The sequence below is a fragment of the Desulfobulbus sp. genome (assembly GCF_031547805.1).
GTDB lineage: Bacteria > Desulfobacterota > Desulfobulbia > Desulfobulbales > Desulfobulbaceae > Desulfobulbus.
Genome location: NZ_JAVBRQ010000041.1, coordinates 41,669 through 60,194 on the forward strand (window position 1 = coordinate 41,669; position 18,526 = coordinate 60,194).

The 18,526-nt window shown below is 61.4% G+C and carries 18 protein-coding genes and 1 pseudogene; 2 read left to right on the forward strand and 17 right to left on the reverse strand.

Annotation, left to right across the window (positions count from 1 at the left end; all coding sequences use genetic code 11):
* Window positions 1-12 precede the first annotated feature (12 nt).
* From RMR13_RS13895 to RMR13_RS13955, 13 genes are all read right to left on the reverse strand, one after another.
* Window positions 13-462 (reverse strand): GPW/gp25 family protein, encoded by a 450-nt coding sequence (locus tag RMR13_RS13895; protein ID WP_310601228.1) that lies wholly within the window; start codon window positions 460-462, stop codon window positions 13-15.
* Window positions 463-483: 21 nt separating this feature from the next.
* Window positions 484-762 carry a PAAR domain-containing protein gene (locus RMR13_RS13900; RefSeq protein ID WP_310601229.1) on the reverse strand — a complete coding sequence of 93 codons (279 nt, stop codon included), beginning with the start codon at window positions 760-762 and terminating at the stop codon, window positions 484-486.
* 37 nt (window positions 763-799) lie between these two features.
* Complete coding sequence (vgrG, locus tag RMR13_RS13905) at window positions 800-2,470, reverse strand: type VI secretion system tip protein VgrG (RefSeq protein WP_310601230.1); 1,671 nt, start codon at window positions 2,468-2,470, stop codon at window positions 800-802.
* Between the two features lie 74 nt (window positions 2,471-2,544).
* Window positions 2,545-3,213, reverse strand: a complete 669-nt coding sequence (locus RMR13_RS13910; RefSeq protein ID WP_310601231.1) for a hypothetical protein — start codon at window positions 3,211-3,213, stop codon at window positions 2,545-2,547.
* Window positions 3,214-3,216: 3 nt separating this feature from the next.
* The gene (locus tag RMR13_RS13915; RefSeq protein ID WP_310601232.1) at window positions 3,217-3,381 is read right to left on the reverse strand and encodes a DUF5908 family protein; all 165 of its coding nucleotides are present in this window, start codon (window positions 3,379-3,381) and stop codon (window positions 3,217-3,219) included.
* Between the two features lie 3 nt (window positions 3,382-3,384).
* Window positions 3,385-3,831 (reverse strand): phage tail protein, encoded by a 447-nt coding sequence (locus RMR13_RS13920; RefSeq protein WP_310601233.1) that lies wholly within the window; start codon window positions 3,829-3,831, stop codon window positions 3,385-3,387.
* Window positions 3,831-4,265, reverse strand: coding sequence for a phage tail protein (locus RMR13_RS13925; protein WP_310601234.1), 435 nt, complete (start codon window positions 4,263-4,265; stop codon window positions 3,831-3,833). Before RMR13_RS13925 ends, RMR13_RS13920 begins: the two co-directional genes overlap by 1 nt.
* 67 nt (window positions 4,266-4,332) lie before the next feature.
* On the reverse strand, window positions 4,333-5,745 hold the full coding sequence (locus tag RMR13_RS13930; RefSeq protein WP_310601235.1) for a phage tail sheath C-terminal domain-containing protein: 1,413 nt from the start codon (window positions 5,743-5,745) through the stop codon (window positions 4,333-4,335).
* 12 nt (window positions 5,746-5,757) lie between these two features.
* Window positions 5,758-6,762, reverse strand: coding sequence for a hypothetical protein (locus RMR13_RS13935; RefSeq protein ID WP_310601236.1), 1,005 nt, complete (start codon window positions 6,760-6,762; stop codon window positions 5,758-5,760).
* Window positions 6,759-7,328 carry a DUF4255 domain-containing protein gene (locus RMR13_RS13940; RefSeq protein ID WP_310601237.1) on the reverse strand — a complete coding sequence of 190 codons (570 nt, stop codon included), beginning with the start codon at window positions 7,326-7,328 and terminating at the stop codon, window positions 6,759-6,761. The genes RMR13_RS13935 and RMR13_RS13940 overlap by 4 nt, the downstream gene beginning before the upstream one ends.
* 844 nt (window positions 7,329-8,172) lie before the next feature.
* Window positions 8,173-8,541, reverse strand: a complete 369-nt coding sequence (locus RMR13_RS13945; protein WP_309411351.1) for a pyridoxamine 5'-phosphate oxidase family protein — start codon at window positions 8,539-8,541, stop codon at window positions 8,173-8,175.
* Between the two features lie 403 nt (window positions 8,542-8,944).
* On the reverse strand, window positions 8,945-9,484 hold the full coding sequence (locus RMR13_RS13950) for a methylated-DNA--[protein]-cysteine S-methyltransferase (RefSeq protein ID WP_310601238.1): 540 nt from the start codon (window positions 9,482-9,484) through the stop codon (window positions 8,945-8,947).
* A gap of 23 nt (window positions 9,485-9,507) precedes the next feature.
* Window positions 9,508-10,971: an AlkA N-terminal domain-containing protein gene (locus RMR13_RS13955; protein WP_310601239.1), complete on the reverse strand. Its 1,464-nt coding sequence runs from the start codon at window positions 10,969-10,971 to the stop codon at window positions 9,508-9,510.
* A gap of 758 nt (window positions 10,972-11,729) precedes the next feature.
* Here RMR13_RS13955 and RMR13_RS13960 point away from each other — a divergent pair.
* Both RMR13_RS13960 and ftsH read left to right on the forward strand, forming a co-directional pair.
* A complete protein-coding gene (locus RMR13_RS13960; RefSeq protein ID WP_310601240.1) occupies window positions 11,730-12,239 on the forward strand; it encodes a hypothetical protein in 510 nt (169 codons plus the stop codon).
* Between the two features lie 72 nt (window positions 12,240-12,311).
* Entirely contained in the window at window positions 12,312-14,123 is a 1,812-nt protein-coding gene (gene ftsH / locus RMR13_RS13965) for an ATP-dependent zinc metalloprotease FtsH (protein ID WP_310601241.1), read from the forward strand.
* 133 nt (window positions 14,124-14,256) lie between these two features.
* On the opposite strand, the gene RMR13_RS13970 is transcribed toward ftsH, so the two are convergent.
* From RMR13_RS13970 to RMR13_RS13985, 4 genes and pseudogenes are all read right to left on the reverse strand, one after another.
* A complete protein-coding gene (locus tag RMR13_RS13970; protein WP_310601242.1) occupies window positions 14,257-16,377 on the reverse strand; it encodes an ATP-binding protein in 2,121 nt (706 codons plus the stop codon).
* Window positions 16,365-16,520: a hypothetical protein gene (locus RMR13_RS13975; RefSeq protein WP_310601243.1), complete on the reverse strand. Its 156-nt coding sequence runs from the start codon at window positions 16,518-16,520 to the stop codon at window positions 16,365-16,367. The genes RMR13_RS13970 and RMR13_RS13975 overlap by 13 nt, the downstream gene beginning before the upstream one ends.
* Window positions 16,521-16,912: 392 nt before the next feature.
* Window positions 16,913-18,241: a type I glutamate--ammonia ligase gene (gene glnA / locus RMR13_RS13980; RefSeq protein WP_310601244.1), complete on the reverse strand. Its 1,329-nt coding sequence runs from the start codon at window positions 18,239-18,241 to the stop codon at window positions 16,913-16,915.
* Between the two features lie 88 nt (window positions 18,242-18,329).
* Window positions 18,330-18,526: pseudogene (locus tag RMR13_RS13985) on the reverse strand (IS4 family transposase); the annotation flags it as partial.

Below are 18,526 nucleotides of genomic sequence, written 5' to 3' on the forward strand. Positions count from 1 at the left end.
TGTGCCGCGCGGTTACTCGACCGCCACGGTCCGCCGCGCCTCGTTGCCGTCGGACAGGTAAAAGGGGTAGACCAGGTTGTAGCGCGAATTGGTGGCCCGCACTTCGTAGTCGACGACGATGCCGAGACGGCCGTCGAGCTGCCCGGCGGTCTCCAGCTCAAGCCCGAGCAGATCAATCCGCGGTTCGTGGATGAGGATCGCGGTCCGGACCCGGTCCTTGAGGTAGGTCCGCATGGTCGTGCTCAGCGATTCGAACAGCAGCTCGTGCATGTCGATGCCGTAGTCCGGCGCCAGGAAGCGCTCGCCGGCCGCCGTGCCGAGCAGGACGATCAGGCTGGCGCGGATATCCTCCTCGTCTGCGGTCATCCGCACCGAACCGGTGGCTTGGACGAACTCGGGCGGAAAGCTCCAGCCCGTGCCGAGAAACGAGGTCTGCAGTGGTTGGGTCGTGTGGTCGCTCATGTGGTGCTCCTTGCCGATCGTTTAGCCGATGCTGACCGTTGGTTCGCCGACCGCGGCCTTGGCCCCGCAGAGGCAGGTGTCCGAGGTCCGCAGGGCCGGCATGCCGCCGATCAGCACCGTGGCGCTGCCGGCGGGAAACGGGCTGACCGTGGGCTGGTGGCCGCTGGGCGGCAGGGAACAGACGTGCATGTCGCCCGCCACCGCCGCCGGTTTGCCGCCGATCAGCACCGTGGGTGCCCCCGGCCCGACAACGGTGCCGCCATGATCGCTGATATCCCCCACCCGCACCGCCGCCGCCATCGCGTTCGCTCCCTGCCCGATTCAGTTGATCTGCATTTCAGTTGATCTGGACCATCGAGCCCTTGACCTTGGCGATGCCGCCGCTCAACAGTTCGCAGCCGCCGCTGCCTTCCAGCTTGAGCTCGGCGCCGCTCTTGATTGTGCCGGCGGCCGAGGCCTCGATCAGCAATTCCGTTGCAGCCTTGAGGGTCAGGGCCTTGCAGCTTTCGATGGCGATGCCGTCCTGGTTCATGGCCAGGGTGTTGCCGTTCTGGTCCGCGATGGCGATGCCCTGCTCGTCCTCGCTCAAGGTGATCGCGTTGCCGCTCGGGGTTTCCAGCCGGATGACCTTGGTGTCGTCGTTGAAGGAGAGCTTCATGCCGCTGCGGCTTTGGTAGACCTTTTCGTGGTTGTCGTCCGATCCGGCCAGCGGCGCCGGTTTGGCGCTGCTGTGCAGCATGCCCAGGATAACGGCCTGGCGCGGATCGTCGTTGACAAAGCCGAGCACCACCTCGTCGCCGATCTCGGGCCGGAAGAAGAAGCCCCGTTCGTTGCCGGCATCAAGCATCGCCACCCGGCACCAGAGTCCGTCCTCGTCGCCGCTGACCAGGGGCATCCGCACCCGCACCCGGTGTTCGCCGTCCGGGTCTTCGTTGCCGGTGACCACCCCGAGCTGCAGGCCGTTGATACCGGGCACCAGGGCACCCGCCTTGGGTGCCGTCACCTGGTGTTCCCGGCCCAGCCAGCCGTCGAGCCCGCCGAACTGGAGGTGGGTCTTCCAGCCTTGCGCCAGGTCGAAATCGTGGCGGACCCCGCTGACATAGGCATTGCCGTTGAAGCGGCCGCCCACCCCGTCCAGGGTGACGATGTCGCCCGGTTCGACCGTGCCGATGCCCTCGCACTTGATGCGGCCGGTGATCCGGCTCAACTGCGACTTCAGCCACTGGGCATCGGCCCAGGCCTGGGCCTCCTCGGCGGCCACCGCCCCGTGCTGCAGGCGGAAGCCGTCCAGGCCGACCACTTGCGCCAGTTGCCCGGCGTCATGGTTGCCGAGCGCGGCGATGCCGGGGTCGACGGCCTCCTTGGCCACGATTTCCTGGCTGGCCGCATCCCAGGTGACCCCGGTCACCGCCTGGTACTGGCCCCGAGCCTCCATCTGCACATCCATCTCCAGGATGGTGGCCCCGAACAGCAGGGTGCAGACCGGCGAGCCGTCCATGGCCGGCGCCTTGACCTCCACCTCCGCCCGGTTGGTGAACACCAGCAGGCCGTTGGCCTCGGCCCGCATCAGCAGGAAATCCCAATCGGTGCAATCGTACTGGGCCTGCTGCTTGAGGGTAAACGAGGTCGCCTCCACCTTGGCCTCCAGTCCCGCCCCTTCCACCAGGCCGGTGACGATGTCGCTGTCGTTCTGGTCGCGGAAATAGCTGTTTTTCGCCCCCACGGTCAGCTTGACCGCCTTGTGCCGGCACTCCACCACCAGCTGCGGCGTGGCCCGGTCGCGGATTTTCAGGCTCTGCCGGACCACGATGCCGGTGAACAGCAGGACCTGGTCGTTGCTCGGACCGGCCAGGATCTCCACCGCCTTGCCGGGCACGAACAGCTCGCCCTCGCTCAAGGGAAAGGCGCCGGTGGCGGCGGCCCCGTCGGCGTAGACCAGCCGGGCGCTGGCGATGCGGTTGGCCGTCTTGGTCACGCTTACGGCCAAAAGGTGCTGTTCGCCCGCCACCTCGTCTCCCTCGACCTTGACGGTGAAGGCCCGGTGCTCGGCGGCGATGGGCAGGGTGCGTCGGTCGAAAATGGCTATTTCTCCAAGGGCGGAAAGACCAGCTTCTGGCCCGGCCGCAGGTTGCGGAAGTTGTCGATTCGGTTGAACCGGGCCACCTCCAGGTAATACAGGGGATCGTTATAGATGGCCGTGCACAGTCCCGGCAGGGTGTCGCCCGCCTTGACGACGCGGACGTGGGTCAGATCCGGCGACTGGTCCCGCGCCATGGCCACCCGGGTGCGGTCGTCCGAGTTGTCGGTGAAGGTGGCGTTGATCACCGCCCGCAGGGGCACGCCGTTGGGCTTGAACAGTTTGTAGACCACCGAGGCCGACTTGAGGATGCAGCGCCGGACCTGCATGGTGCCCCAAATCACCTTGAGATAGTTGGGCCGGTGGATATTGCCGTTGTAGTCGGTGACCGCCTGGAACCGCTCCACCTCCGCCTGCACGTCGATGGTGCTGCCGTTCGCGCCGGTGCCGTCGAGGAAAAAGCTCAAGCTCAGATCGCCGGGCTTCTGCTTCTTGAACTGCATCCGGCTGTTGCTGGTCCCCGCGCCCTGGGCGCTGTCGTACTCCATCTCGTAGCTGAGGGTGATCTCGCCGGGATTGACAAAGGCGGTGAATTCCGCCACCGGCGTCCCCGCATAGGACGGCGACTCGTAGGCCAGCACCATCAGCTTTTCCAGCTTGCCCATCCCGCTCATCGTTCAGCGCTCCGCCTTCTGTTCGAGGATTTCCAGCACCTGCTCCACGCACTCGGCCACCAGGGCCTGCCGATCCCCGATATCGAGCGTCGACGGGGCGGCCGTGCCGCCGGAAACCCGGTTGTCCACTTCCACGGAAATGATGACCTCGTCGATGATCACCGGCATGCCCTACCCCCTGTCCACGGTGAAATATTGATAAAACAGCTGCATGGTCTCGATGCTCACCGTGTTGCTGGCGGCGTTGAAATCGCTGACCGACCATTTGGTCGGATAGGCGTTGACCAGGTGCCAGGTGATCAGGGGCTGATGTTCGTCGTTGAGCAGCTTGATGTCGACGTTCTTCGGCGCAATCGCCAGGTCCTCGATGCACGCGCGAATCCAGCCGGTCACCTCCGAATCGACCAGCAGCCCGCGCTTGAGCACCAGTTCCTGGTACTTGGCGCGGGTCGGGTATTTCTGGACGAACCGGTTCTCGCCGCCCTCGATGCACTCCTCGGTTTCCAGGTCCACGGCCAGCCCGCTGACCTCGGTGAAGCGGACATCGTGGCGGTTGGCGGTAAAGCCCAGCACCTCGACCAGGAAGTGGAAGCTGACCGGCGGGTAGTAATTGGCCATCAGTCGTTTTGCACTTCGAGGCCTTCGTGGGCGATCTCGATCGACTCGATGGCCACCTCGTTGGCCGAGGCCTTGAGCTGCGGCCCTTCCACCTTGACCGGGAAGGCGTTGTGCACCTTCCAGACCATCACCGGGTTGTGCTCCTCGTTGAGCAGCTTGATCACCAGGTCGCGCCGCTCCACCTTGTTGAGCTTGACGGTGTTCAGCCAGGCGAAGAACTCGTTGTCGCTCTTGACCACCCCGCGCTTGAGGGTGACGTTGCTGAACTTGCGCAGGCCCGGCATCTTGATCGACGAATACTCCGGAAAGGAGCCGTCCCGGTACTCGATGGCCTGGTTTTCCTGGGTCAGGCCGGTGACCTCGGAAAAGCCGATGCGGGTGCCGCCCCACTCGACGGCAAAATGAAAGACCGGAAGAGGATAGTTTTTCTCCATGGTGTCGTCCTTATGGCTTTTTATAGCTTTGGTAGCGAAATAGGTTGCCTGTCCGGAACCGTCAGGTTCAGGAGGTCTGCATCTTGTGCGAGAACTTGAGGATGATGAATTCGGCCGGCCGGACCGCGGCCATGCCGATCTCCACGTGCATCCTGCCTTCCAGGATGTCTTGGGCGGTCATGGTGACCCCCAGGCCGCAGCGGACGAAAAAGGCGTCCTTGGGCGTGGCCCCGGCCAGGGCGCCTTCGCGCCACTTCTGGATCAGGTAGTTCTCGATCATGCCGCGCACCTTGACCCAGGTGTTGGCGTCGTTGGGCTCGAACACCGCCCAGTAGGTCGATTTCTTGATCGACTCCTCCACCATGTTGAAGAACCGGCGGACCGGCACGTAGCGCCATTCGTTGTCGTTGCCGGCCAGGGTGCGCGCCCCCCAAACCAGGGTGCCCTTGCCCATGAAAGCCCGGATGGCGTTGATCGACTTGCCGGAGGTGGCATCGACGTTGAGGCCGTCCTGGCGGGCGTTGTCGAGCTTGATCGCCGGTTCGATCACTCCGGCCAGGCTGATGTTGGCCGGCGCCTTCCATACCCCGCGGTTGGCGTCGGTGGCGGCATAGATGCCGGCCACCGCCCCGCTGGACGGCAGGGTGAGGAAATGCTCCTTCAGCGCCGCCTTGACGAAATTGTACAGGGCGGTGTTGGCGGTCTTGAAGGTGTCGAGGCCGGCGGCCGATCCGCTGCCATAGGTGAGCTGGACGTTGGTTTCCCCCTCGTTGACCCGAAAATTCATGGCGGTCTTGACGAAGGGATAATAGGCGGCCCCGTATTTCAGGTAACTGGTGCCGAAATAGTCCCGGTTGGTTGCCAGGGTGGCGGCGTCGAGCTCGATTGCGCCGCCGTAGAGGTCGAAGATGCCGAAGCGGTCGCCCAGGGTGTTGCACTGGAGCAGTACCGCCTGCACCAGGGTGGCGTAGTCGGCGCTGGTCAGCCGTACCGCCTCGGGGATGACGATGAGGGTGGGTTCGTCCTCGAGCTTGACCGCGTCCAGGCCGTCCCGCAGGCCATACATGCTGGTGGGTTCGGTGGAGGAGTCGCCGGTGAGGCCGATCGTCGGGCTGTCCTGGTAGGTGCCCACCGAGACGATGTAGCACTGACCGCCGCCGTTGTCGAAGAACATCTTGACGCTGTAGGCCAGCAGGTATTGCACCGTCGGCTCGGTGAACGCACTCACCTTCAATCCGCCCTGGCCGTCGTCGACGACGACCAGCTCGATGGTGTCGTCCTCGGGGGCGCCGTAATACTGCTCGTACTCCTTGAACGAGTAGATCTTGGTCGGCTTGAGGATCAGGTCGTCGTCGGTCTTTTTCCGGGCAATCTCGGTGTAGCCGATGAAGGCCGGAATGGCGGTTTCGACCTCGGCCACCGAAGGCGGGAATACCGAAATTTCCTCCACATACACATCGGGCGTCTTGTACGTTGGCATATTGTCCTTCCTCTAAGGTTTAGAAATATGGATCACCACGTCTCCATTGGCATCGGCGGCTCCCACCTGGGGCAGATGCTTGATGAGGACATCTCCGTTCTTGCGCAGCTGGATGTTCCGCCGGGCCCGCTCCTGCCGGGCCACCGGCCCGCGCGACCGAAACAGGACCACCTGTCGGCCATCGTCGGCCAACAGGCCTGGGGACAATTCACCGGTGCCGAAGGCGGCGGCTTCCACCCGGTCGAACAGAATCCGCGGCCGTTGGTCTTCGCCGAAACCGGCATCGTCCACGGTCAGGGAGGCGAATTCGGCCTCGGTGTACTTCCCGACCACCAGGTAATAGCGCAGAAGCTCTTCCCTGGCGGCGAACGAGAGGACCAGGGCCGGCGGCGCGGCATAAAAGCCGGGGGCGACCGTGAGTTCCACGATCCCGAACAGGCCGGCGGCCAGCGCCTCGCCATCCAGGTAATAGTCGGTGGCCAGGGTGGCGGCCGGATAGGTCTCCTCCAGCCGGTACAGGCCCGGCGGCCAGCCGCTCAGATCGAACGACACCTCGGGGCGGTCGTGGCCGGCCTCCACCGTGGTCGATGCCACCGGCAGGCCGTCCGGCCGACGCAGGGTGACGGTCGCCGGCCGCTCCTTTCGGGCCAGCCCGTGACTCAGGAGGCGGCCGGCCCAATGCACCGCCATCGGCGGGTCGAGCGCGGTCGGGATCGCCCGGTTGCGGTACAGGGGCAAGAAAGGCACCTCGGCCGTGACCTGGTCAAACAGCGGGTTGAGCAGCCGCAGGCCGAAGCGGAGGGTGGTCCGGGCCAACGGCCGCAGCGGCGCGCCCGATTCGTCGGCTTCGAACAACAGATGCAGCCCTCCATCCCGGTTCCTGGCCAGCAATCGGCCGTTTTTCAGCAGGCCGGCCGTGTCGGGAAGCGCCGCGAAGCCGAAATCCCGGCACTGGCCTTGGTCGTAGTAGGCGTGGTCCACGCGCAGGCTGCAAAGGGTGCGGAACGAGGCTCTCATCGGCTGTGGAAGGTGGTGGCGATGGAGGTCAAGGGCGGCTTGATACCGCTTGGCTCGCGTTCCTGCAACGTGACCAGACGTACCCGGTACACCACCGAGGGCAGATGCTTGGCCCCGAGATAGGCCCAGACCTGGTTGAGCTGCTCGTAGTTGAACGAGATCAGCTCCGCGACCAATTTGCCGCAGGCCGGCGCCAGGGCCGGATAGCGGTCGGAGGTGAAGACGGGATGCGATTGGAAAAACGTGAGGATCAGGGCCAGATACTTCAGCGCCTGGTCGTAATGGGTGAAATGGGCGGCAAAGAGCAGGTGGAGATTGAGCTTGAGTTCGGGCGAGGTGGCCACCTGCTGGCCGTTGACCGTGGCATAGTCGGGCATCTGGGCCTTGAACACCCGCTCCTCCTCGATATTGATGACCGAGCAGCCGATGTTGTCGATGGCAAAGGCATACTTGCCCGTCTCCTCGGCGATCCGGGTGAGCAGGACCTTGACGGCATCCGAACCGGTGCGAAGCGCCAGGGCGGCGTTTATCTCATCCCGCAGAAACTTCAAGGCGACATCAAGCATGACCGCTCCCGTGTCCAGGGGTGACTGACAAGCCGGCATCTCGATCCAACCCGGCAACCGGCCCATGCCCTGCACGGGCCATCCGCGGGCAATGTTTTTTCTTTATGACCCCGTAACTTATCGAGAATAGGCGGAAAGACAAGAGAGGAAAAATAGGGAGAAATCGGAGATGTTTTCTATCCAAAAAATAGGGATCGAACGCCAATCACCCGATTGCATTTCTCTTTTTCAAGTCGCCCCGAACAGACAGCGTTGGCGCCCGACAACAGCCGCCCGACAACGGCCCTGGTTTTGTCCGCCAGGGCGGTCAATGGCTGTGCGTGCAAAGATGGTCCCAGAGACCGTGAAGGAGAAAAAACTGAACATGCAGGCATGCTGGGCATTCAGCGCCAGCGAGCGCTGTATCACGTCCATATTATGGTATCGTCCTCTCCCGACATCTCGCCATCCACGATCATGAGATGGGTGAAAGGACCTCCCGCAAGATATTTGAAGCATTTCCCCAGATGAAGAAACGCTATTGGGGCAGCATTGTTGGGCTCGCGGCTCTTTTTGGATGAGGGCTGGCGAACTGGTGAAAGAGATGATCGAAGACTGCCTTTCGCACCATTTTGAACCGAGTCCCCATGACGGCTTTGATGTTGAGCCGTGAACCGGCTGTGCAGCCTGCCAGTTTAGCTGGACTTTCAGTCCGCCACTTCAAACCCACCAACTTCAAACCGGTGGCTGTTTAATGCATGGCGGAATGAACCGCACGGGACACGAGTTTCTCCCTCGTTGTAAATGAACAAGAGTTCCGATGAGGATATCAGTTTGTTTGTTTACGTTGTGCCAGCAATGAGCCTTACAGCGTTTTTGTGACAGAGGTGACGGTCACGATGAGAACGCGGTTAGTGAACGGGCATTTTGCCTTCATGAGGTCATACTCGGGACCAGATTTTAGAAATTTTGCAGTTCCCTCAAGCAAAAACCCCCTGCCCATCTTTTTTCCTCCTTCTTCCCTGCTGCCCACGGTCAACTTCACTTTGTCATTGATCTCTGTATTGGCCTGCGTTTTCCGCATTCCGGCTGCGGGGATGAGAATTTTATCGTTCTCTTGAATAATCAGGTAGCTATTCCAAGTATTGACGACATGAGGTTCACCATTTCCCCAAGATACGATGGCAACAATACCTTCCTGGGAAATGACATCGTGGAAATTATGATTCAGCATGGGAGGCTCCTTACGTTTTTGCGTACCTTGCGGATAGATTGCTCGTTTCTGACAAGAATAGTCCTGTCCTTCTCCTCGTCAAGTGCCGGTGAATGCCCTTCCAGGAGGATGTCGAGATTTGCAGAGCCCTCGCCATGCGCGATCTATCGGCGCGCCGATAATGTCAACGAACTATCGAGAAAATTACGGTAAGGCGCTTGTAAAAATGCGGTGAGGCCGTCTCACGCCACCCGCCATGATAGGCATGAAATCGACAATACCGATCGAGGCCGGTAATTCACTGCCGAGGGATTTGTCCGGACGGTCAAGGACCGGGGTTGCCAACTCGGCATGGATGGCCGGGACAAGGTATTTGTGGAGCGGTTATGGAAGACGGTTGACGCCGGAGGAGCGGTGTTCGCTCCTACAGGGCCGTGCCCTTGCTGGGCACGAACAAGTTGGACATGTCGACGCCTTCGAGTTCCAGCAGCTTGATCTTTTTGCCGATGCCCCCGGCATATCCCGTCAAACTGCCGTTTGCCCCCACGACCCGATGGCAGGGGATGATGATCGAAATGGGGTTATGCCCCACCGCGCCGCCCACAGCCTGACTCGACATGGTTTTTTTATGCATCCGGGCGGCCATTTGCTTGGCGATTTCGCCATAGGTGACATACCCGCCGTAGGGAATCTCACACAGAATGCCCCACACGCTCCGGCGAAATTCGCCGCCGGCGGGTGCCAGGGGCAGCGCCGATATGGTCGGTTTTTTTCCGGCAAAGTAGGCATCGAGCCATTTCCTGGCGTCCGCAAGCACCGGCAGGTCGTTTTGGTCGCAAAAATCGCCTTTGACGGTGCCGCCAAAATACTTTTGCCCTTCCATCCACAGTCCAACCAAGCTCTGGCCGTCACTCGCCAGGGTGAGCGGCCCCAAAGGCGATGCATACCGCGTGGAATACACCATGACATTCTCCTTTTTCATTGAGTTTACAAAGAGTTCCATAAATTGATCGTGGCATAGCTGCGCCAGGGCCGCCAAGCTTCCGCCGTTTCCAGGATTTCTTTTCCCGTACGCGGCGCCAGCGCTTTTTTCACGCCGTAATCGGTGTGGGGAAAGGCATCGGGCCAGCCCATCGCCCGCATGGCGATATATTGACCGGTCCAGTCACCGATGCCCCGGATGGCCGTCAATTTTCGTATTTCCCGATGCGGATCGGCGCAGATGCTGAAATCTATTTTTTCTTCCACCACCGCCCTTGCCAGCTCCAGAATGGTGTTGGCCCGCGCCCCGGTAATGCCCAGCGGGCCGAGGTGATCGGCGATCGCGCCCTGCAAGGCAACCACCTCGCCAGCGGCGGGAAACGCATGGGTCAGCCCATCCAGGCCGGTGTTCACCGGGGTGCCGTAGGCTTCGACAAGCCTTGCGGCCAGGGTACCGGCAGCCTTGACGGTGATCTGCTGCCCCAACACGGCCCGCACCGCCATTTCAAAGGGATCGAAACAACCGGGAAGGCGGGTGCCCGGAACGCAGAGCCCCGGGCCGATGGCGTTCATCGCCTCAAGGGTTTCATACACCGCGGCCGGATCGCAATACAGATCGAACAGATGGCGGATCCGCGCCAGAACCTGCGGCAAAACCGGCAGCAGCGCGGAATCCACGGTAACGGCCAGGGCGTTGCGCTCGGGGCGGTGGCCTATCCGCACCCAGCCGTACACGTCTTTTTGCCCGCTACCGATACAATGCACGGTACGCCGATATTCGCCATCGGTGACGGCCTCGACCCCGGATATGGCCCGGTGAGCGAGGAAATCCAGCATTTGCCGCCATCGATACGGCGGGCGGTAGCCCAAGGTCAGGGTGACATCGTTATCGTACCTCGTCGCCGCTGCCCCCTGCTTGCGCAGGGCGGTGGGCGCGAGCCGGTACTGTTTCTTGAAAAGGTCGTTGAAGCGCCGCAAGCTGCCAAATCCGGCGGCCATGGCCACGTCCGTCACCGAAAGATCGGTGTCGGTCAACAGGTTCTTGGCGAGCAGCAACCTGCATGTCTGCAGATACTGCACGGGCGAGACCTTGTATTCCGCCGCGAACGCCCGACGCAGATGGCGGCCCGAATAACCGAGGCGGTGGACAAACGCCTCGAGTTTTTGCCCATTGCCGCAGTTCTCCTCAAGCAATATTGCCGCCCGGCGCGCAAGGGACAGGGTCGCGTCGACGGGGCCGGTGCCGGGCGCCAGTTCCGGCCGGCACAAGAGGCACGGGCGATAGCCGGCTTGCTCCGCCGCCGCTGCCGTGCCATAAAAAGTGCAGTTTTCAGGCTTCGGCAGCTTCGCCCGGCATACCGGACGGCAATAAATATCCGTGGAAGACACCCCGACGAAAAAATGGCCGTCAAACCGCACATCTTTTGCCTTGAAGGCCGCATACCGCGCCCGATCTTCAGTGTTCAGCAAGGTCCACCTCCTTTTGCCGAAACTGTAGCCTTTTTTTCGAGAACTACTCGCCATTTTCGGCCATGCATGCCTTTTTTCCGAAAAAATTTGGAAACAAATCCTTGCGGGCACCATGCGGATAGCTCTCCGAAAAACAGCCCTTATTTTTTACTGGTTACCACTCGCATGCAGCCGATTGCATCCCGGAGGGTATGCCACTGAAATTTCTTGCGATTTCTCCTCACCCCGTTCGTCGAAACGATCAACAAAGGACGTTCGGGACACGGATAACGCTGGCCACATGGTCATCTTAAACGCAGCGAGAGATCTCCGTTTGCTCGACCGGCCTCCGGAGCGTCAAGAACACCACCGATTGCCGGCAAGCGAGCTTGGCTGAGGTTCGATGGTCATCGGATATTTTTTATACGACGCCATGGCACCGCTCTCCGTGGGCGGAGAGCGGCGCTGGCCATGAACCATGAAAATGGCGAGGGCGGACGCGGCCTTCGGCCTTCGGTCCTCCCCTCGCAATCCTCGAAATCTCGTCCGCCCGTTGGGGGTCCGGGTTGGCAAGCACATCTCTCTTGCATATAGTATCCCATCATTGTCAGCGGTTGCATGTACCACTCGACGCGACTTTGGCCTTGGCAGCCGCTCCCTCCGCTTTCGCTCTCGGTCCTCATGGGCTGAAGCGGCCAGGAAACTTCCCCAATCGGGGACAATTATGGTAATGAAGAGAAAGTGTTAGAAGAACAACAGCCAGCAAGAGAGGGCAAAGGGTGAAGAACAGGCAGGCGGATCGTTTTATTTATATTGTCGGCGAACACCAGGACGGCATCATCCCGGAAAATCCGGAAGTGTTCGCCTTTACCAAGAAATCGATGGAGCGGGTCGAAACCGCTGAACTGGCCCTGGTCCTGGCCAATGTTTTTGCCCGGGGCCAGTATTTTCCCGGCCCCTCCGGCGCCCTGGCCTCGGTGATCCACGAATTCGTCGCCCGCTCGGAACGGTACAACCAGAAGGCGGCCAGGCTGAAAAAGGGGCGTTGCACCCTGGTCACTGTCTTCAAACGCCTGGACGGGGAGATATCGGTCAAGGTCACGGCCGTCATGCCGGTGGAACCGGGCAGTCTCGATCCGGAGCGGGCGGAAGGATTCCATCGCTTGCTGCTTAAGGAGCTGCCCGGCTTCCAGAGCGCCCTGGTCGAAGAAGCGTACGCGCCGGAGTCCAAGCTGATCGACATCGTCAAGGAGGCGACCATGCACCACATCCAGGGATCGCTGCAATAACCGATCCGCCTCGCAAGCATGCGGGGACGGCCATCCCCGTCAACCAACGCGGACACCCGCAAGGGCATCACCATGGAAAACAAGCATAAATTCAATGCGTTCTTTGCCATTTTCGCGGTCTTCTGCATCCTGGTCATCCACGATATCTGGGCCGAACAGCAGACCATCAGCGCCGTGCCCTACAGCGAACTGGAACACCTGCTCCAGCAGGGCAAGATTGCGGATCTGTCCATCCGGGAGCAGTATATTGCCGGCACCCTGAAGGAACCGGAGAACGGCAAGAAGATCATCGTGGCCAACCGGGTCGATCCCGGTCTGGCCGCCTATCTGTCCAAGTTCAACGTCCCCTTCACCCAGGTGTACGAAAGCAAGCTCCTGGCCACGGTCCTGTCCTGGGTGGTGCCGGCCCTGGTATTCTTCGGCATCTGGATGCTCATTCTCCGCAAGTTCGCGGATAAGCAGGGGCTGGGCGGCGGCTTCATGAACATCGGCAAGTCCAAGGCCAAGGTCTATGTCGAACGCCAAACCGGAGTCACCTTCGACGATGTGGCCGGGGTGGATGAAAGCAAGGCGGAACTGCAGGAGATTGTCGATTTTCTGAAAGCGCCCGAGGATTACGGCAAACTGGGGGCTCGGATGCCCAAGGGCATCCTCTTGGTCGGTCCCCCCGGCACGGGCAAGACCCTCTTGGCCCGGGCCGTGGCCGGCGAGGCGGAGGTGCCCTTTTTCTCGATCAGCGGCTCGGAATTCGTCGAGATGTTCGTCGGCGTGGGGGCCGCCCGGGTGCGCGACCTGTTCGAGCAGGCCCGGAAATCGGCGCCGGCGATCATCTTCATCGACGAACTCGACGCCCTGGGCCGGGCGCGCACCGCCGCCGGCCTGGGCGGCAACGACGAACGCGAGCAAACCCTCAACCAGTTGCTGGTCGAACTGGACGGCTTCGACCCATCCAGCGGCCTGGTTTTGCTAGCCGCCACCAACCGGCCCGAAATCCTCGACTCGGCCCTGCTCCGCGCCGGCCGCTTCGACCGCCAGGTACTGGTCGACCGGCCCGACAAGCTGGGCCGGATCGCCATCCTCAAGGTCCACATGAAGAAAATCCAGATGGGCGACGATGTCGATCCCGCCCAGGTGGCCGACCTGACCACCGGCTTTTCCGGGGCCGACCTGGCCAACCTGGTCAACGAGGCTGCCCTGCTGGCCACCCGGCGGCAGGCGGACGAGGTCAGCATGAACGACTTCACCCAGGCCATCGAGCGGATCATCGCCGGCCTGGAAAAAAAGAACCGGCTGCTCAACCCCAGGGAGCGGGAGATCGTCGCCTACCACGAGGTCGGACATGCCCTGGCCGCCCTGGCACTGCCGGGCACCGACCCGGTCTTCAAGATCTCGATCATCCCGAGAGGCATCGGCGCCCTGGGCTACACCCTGCAACGGCCGACCGAGGACCGCTTCCTCATGACCAGGGAAGAATTGGAGCATAAAATCGCGGTGCTCCTCGGCGGCCGGGCGGCGGAAAAGCTGGTGTTCAGCCATCTCTCCACCGGTGCCGCCGACGACATCGCCCGCGCCACCGACATTGCCCGCAACATGGTCACCCGCTACGGCATGGATCCTGCGATCGGCTTCGTGGTCTACGAGGACAACCAGCCGAACTTCCTCGGCCCGGGCGGTCACGGGGTCAACGGCTGCCAGATCAGCGACAGCACCGCCCAGCAGATCGACCTTTCGGTGCGCACCATCATCGACGAAACCTTTGCCAAGGTTCTGAACATCCTGGAGACCAACCGAGAGGTCCTGGAGCGATGCGCCAAGACCCTGCTGGAAAAAGAAACCCTGCTAGAGAAGGAACTGGTCGAATTGACTGCGGATTTGAAACGTTGACCCGGAGCGGGTCCGGGGTTGGGCGCACCCTCCCCGCCTGTTGGATGGAGCGGCCGGAAAAAGGCCGGAGGGCATGGAGCCAGGCCGGAGCCTTTGCCCGCCGGGCGGCGGGGATGGTGGCAAGGCCCGACGGTCAGGCCAGGTACCGTTGCAGCTTGTCCATCAGCACGCCCACGGCCAGCGGCTTGCCGATATGGTCGTTCATGCCGGCCGCGCGGCAGTTTTCGATGTCTTCACGGAACACATTGGCGGTCATGGCCACGATGGGAATCTTGGCGGCCCAGGGGATGTCCATGGCGCGGATGCGCCGAACCGCCTCGTAGCCGTCCATTTCCGGCATCTGGATATCCATGAAGATCATGTCGTAGGTTTCCGGCTCGGCGGCAAACATGTCGCAGGCGATACGGCCGTTTTCGGCCACCGCGATTGCTAGGCCTGTATTCCGGAGCAACTCGATCACGATTTCCCGGTTGAGCGGGGCATCCTCGGCCAAAAGAATCCGCTTGCCGCTGTAATTCGCCGGCTTTGCATCCTTGGGCTCGCCCTGCTCCAGGGTGGTCTCCGTGGCCGTGCCGATGCGAGTGCGGATGGTGAAGACGAAGCGGGCGCCCCGGCCCTTGTCCGATTCGATCCAAATCTTGCCGCCCATCATCTCGACGATGCGCTTGGAGATGACCAGACCCAGGCCGGTGCCGCCGTAGCGCCGGGAAATGCTGCCGTCGGCCTGCTCGAAGGCATTGAAGAGCTTTTTCTGCTGCTCCGGGCTGATGCCGATGCCGTTGTCCTCCACCGTGAAGCGAAGCCCGATCCGATCCCCCTCGGCCCCCTGTCCCTTGCCGCCGGCGATGCGCTCCACCCGCAGGAGGATGCGGCCGTTTTCGGGCGTGAATTTGTTGGCGTTGCTCAGCAGGTTGGCGATGACCTGGGCCAGGCGCTGGCGATCGGCGACCAGGGCCTGGGGCACGTCCTCGCCGATCTCGATCTTGAAATTCTGGTTTTTCTGCTCGATCTTGAAGCCGATGATGGTGCTGACCTGCCGGATCAAATCGGCGAGCAGGAAATCGGTCTCGGAAAGTTCCAGCTTGTCGGCCCCGATTTTCGACATGTCCAGCACGTCGTTGATCACGCCCAGCAGGTGGTTGGCGGCCTCGTCGATCCTATCCAGGCAATAGGTCTTTTTTTGTTCATGCTCGGTGGTCCTGGCGATGTTGGTCATGCCGATGATGGCGTTCATCGGGGTGCGCATTTCATGGCTCATCCGGGCCAGGAAGGCGTCCTTGCTCAGGTTTTCCTCGTCCGAGCGGATCTTTTCCGCCCGGTAGCGCACCAGCAGATAGCTCAGCAGCGAGGCCAGCAGCAGGCTCAGGCCGCCCAGCATCAGCCCCAGGGAATACACATCGCGGTAGTAGTACTGCTTGGGAATGATGGCGCCCAGGTGCCAACCGTTGAATATGGTCCGGAAGAACATGACGCAGGGCACGCCGTCGGCATCGCGGAAATTCACCGCCGAAACCGGGGCCTCCTGTTGGAGGATCCGTGCCAGGGAGGGGTAGTCGCCGCCGGCCGCGGCAATGCTTTTGCCGAGCAGGGCCTGATCGCGATGCACGATGAAGTTCATCTCGTTGTCGATCAACACGCCGTAACCGTGGCCGGCAATCTGCTGCCGCTGCACGTAGGAGGTGATCAGGGCCAGTTTCAGGTCCACTGCCAGCACGCCTTGGGGCTTGCCGTTGCGGTCGAACAGTTTCCGGGAAAAACTGACGCAAATGCCGCCGGTTTCCGCATCGATATACGGCTCGGAAAAATAGGTCTCCTGTTCATATTGATTGGCCCCGATATACCAGGGCCGCGTTTCCGGCTGGTAGCCGAGGGGCGGCACCCAGCCGGAACCGTCGAGCCATTCCCCCCGGATATAGCCGTAGATCTTCATGAAATCCGGCAGGGGCGAGCGCTCGGTATTAAAATAAAGGTTCAGCTCCTGGAGATAGTGCAATATCTCCTGATTGCTGCTCCCGGCGCTGAGCATCCCCTGCAGGGTGTGGATGATGTTGGTGAAAAACAGTTCGGTGTTTTTCAGGCTGGCGGAAACGGCCGTTTGGATGGAATCCGTGCTGCCGTCGCCGATGATCTGCATCTGGCGGCTGACGATATTGCTCACATAAAAATAGCTGACCAGCACCATGATCAGAAAGGCCCCGAAGACCAGCAGGACCTGATGGTAAAATCTGCCGAGTACCTTTTTCAGATTGCGCATGGCAACAAATCCTCCTTGCCCGGGCTGAGGAATTCGGCGGCCGGCCGGTTGAACAAACGCTGCATGTCGGTCCGCCGATCCCGGAACCCGATACCGGGGGGCGACTTCGTCAAGTCGGTCCGCACGATTTGCCAGCTTTGCATGAATCCCTCCTCCTTTGGCGGCAAGCCACCCGTGGCGATGGCCGCCCTTTCCCCTTCGTTCCGCCGGACGACCGCGCCGGTCGCCGCAATATCCCAATCACACCAGTGCCCTAGACGTGAAGCCCTTGCGAAAACACTATGCATTCATCGGGAAAAAACAGCCGCCGCCGATGCCTTGTCCGGGATGGCCCGCAGCCGCGGGGCTGAGGTTCCGCGCGGGGGCGGGCCGTTGCCGTTCCGACGGGAATCGGCGGACGCTTTTGCCATGGCTTAATAGAGTTAAATAGCACTAATCACAAAAAAAATCCGCTGATATTCACTGGCGGCAGAAAAAAAAGGGCACCTCCGAAAAGGTGCCCTTTGCCGCCGTGCGGAGCGTATACCACGCGGTATCAGTACCGGCTCAGGTAGTTGTCCAACTCCCAGTCGGTGACCGCCAGGCGGTAGTTGTCCCACTCCTTCTCCTTGCCTTCGATGTATTTCTCGAAGATGTGGCTGCCCAGCGTCTCCTTGGCGATCGGGTTGGCCTTGAGTTCCTGGATGGCCTCGTACAGATTGGCGGGCATGCTGGCGATCCCGGCCGCCACCTTCTCGGCGGCGGTCATCTCGAAGATGTCGACGTCGGTGGAGGACGGCGGGGTGAGATTGTTCCTGATGCCGTCCAGACCGGAGTTGAGCATCATGGCAAAGGCCAGGTACGGGTTGCAGGTGGGATCCGGGCAACGCACCTCGGTCCGGGTGCCCAGTCCGCGGGAGGCCGGGATGCGGATGAGCGCGGAGCGGTTGGAGGCGGACCAGGCCACGTAGACCGGCGCCTCGTACCCGGCGACCAGGCGTTTGTAGGAATTGACCAGCGGGTTGGTGACGGCGGAGAAACCGCGGGCGTTCTTGATGACGCCGGCAATGTATTTGTAGGCGACCTCGCTCAGCTGCAGCGGGGCCTTCTCATCGTAGAACGCGTTGGTGCCGTCGAGGTTGAACAGCGACTGGTTGGTGTGCATGCCCGAGCCGTTGATGCCGAAGATCGGTTTGGGCATGAAGGTGGCGTGGAGGCCGAATTCGGCCGCGATCGAGCGGACGACCCACTTGTAGGTGACGGTGTTGTCGGCCGCGGTGATGGCGTCGGCATACTTGAAGTTGATCTCGTGCTGGCCCTCAGCGACCTCGTGGTGCGAGGCCTCGATCTCGAATCCCATGGCTTCCAGGGTCTGGATGATCTTGCGGCGGCACTCGATGCCGCCGTCGTCCGGCTCGACGTCGAAGTAGCCGGTGACATCGTCGGTGATGGTGGTGGGCCGTCCGTCATGGTCGCGGCGGAACAGGAAGAATTCGCACTCGGTGCCCACGTTCATGGTGTAGCCGAGCTGCCTGGCCTCTTCCAAAACCCGTTTCAGGTTGTTGCGGGGGCAACCGACAAAGGGGGTGCCGTTCGTATTGTACACGTCACAGATGATGCGGGCGGCATTACAGCCGTTCTTCTCGCGCCAGGGCAGGACCACGAAGGTATTGTAATCGGGCTTGAGGTACATGTCCGACTCGTTGATGCGGACGAATCCCTCGATGGAGGAACCGTCGAACATGATCTTGCCGTCCAGCGCCTTTTCGATCTGGCTGCGCGGGATGGCGATATTCTTCATGAAGCCGAAGATATCGACAAACTGGATCCGGAAAAAATTGACGTTTTTCTCTTTGATGATCTCCATGATCTGATCGCGGGTCATAACTGTGCTCCTTCTAGCTGGGGGTTGGTTGAGTAATCCGGTCATATCCGGATAGGATTTATACATGGACTCAAGTTTCTGAGTTGAGTTAACTTACCGTTATTATGTTTGTACTGCGGGCTAACCTCTTCCCTGTTTGCAGGATATCAACGGCAAAGTCCATGACTGCATCAACAAGGGCAAGCACTGCACCTTCGGTGATGAGACCAGCAGCTCTGACTTTATCCAGGGCGAGGCTGAGCAGCCGTTGCATGGCTTCGGCCAGGTTCAAATCCTGCTGCTCTT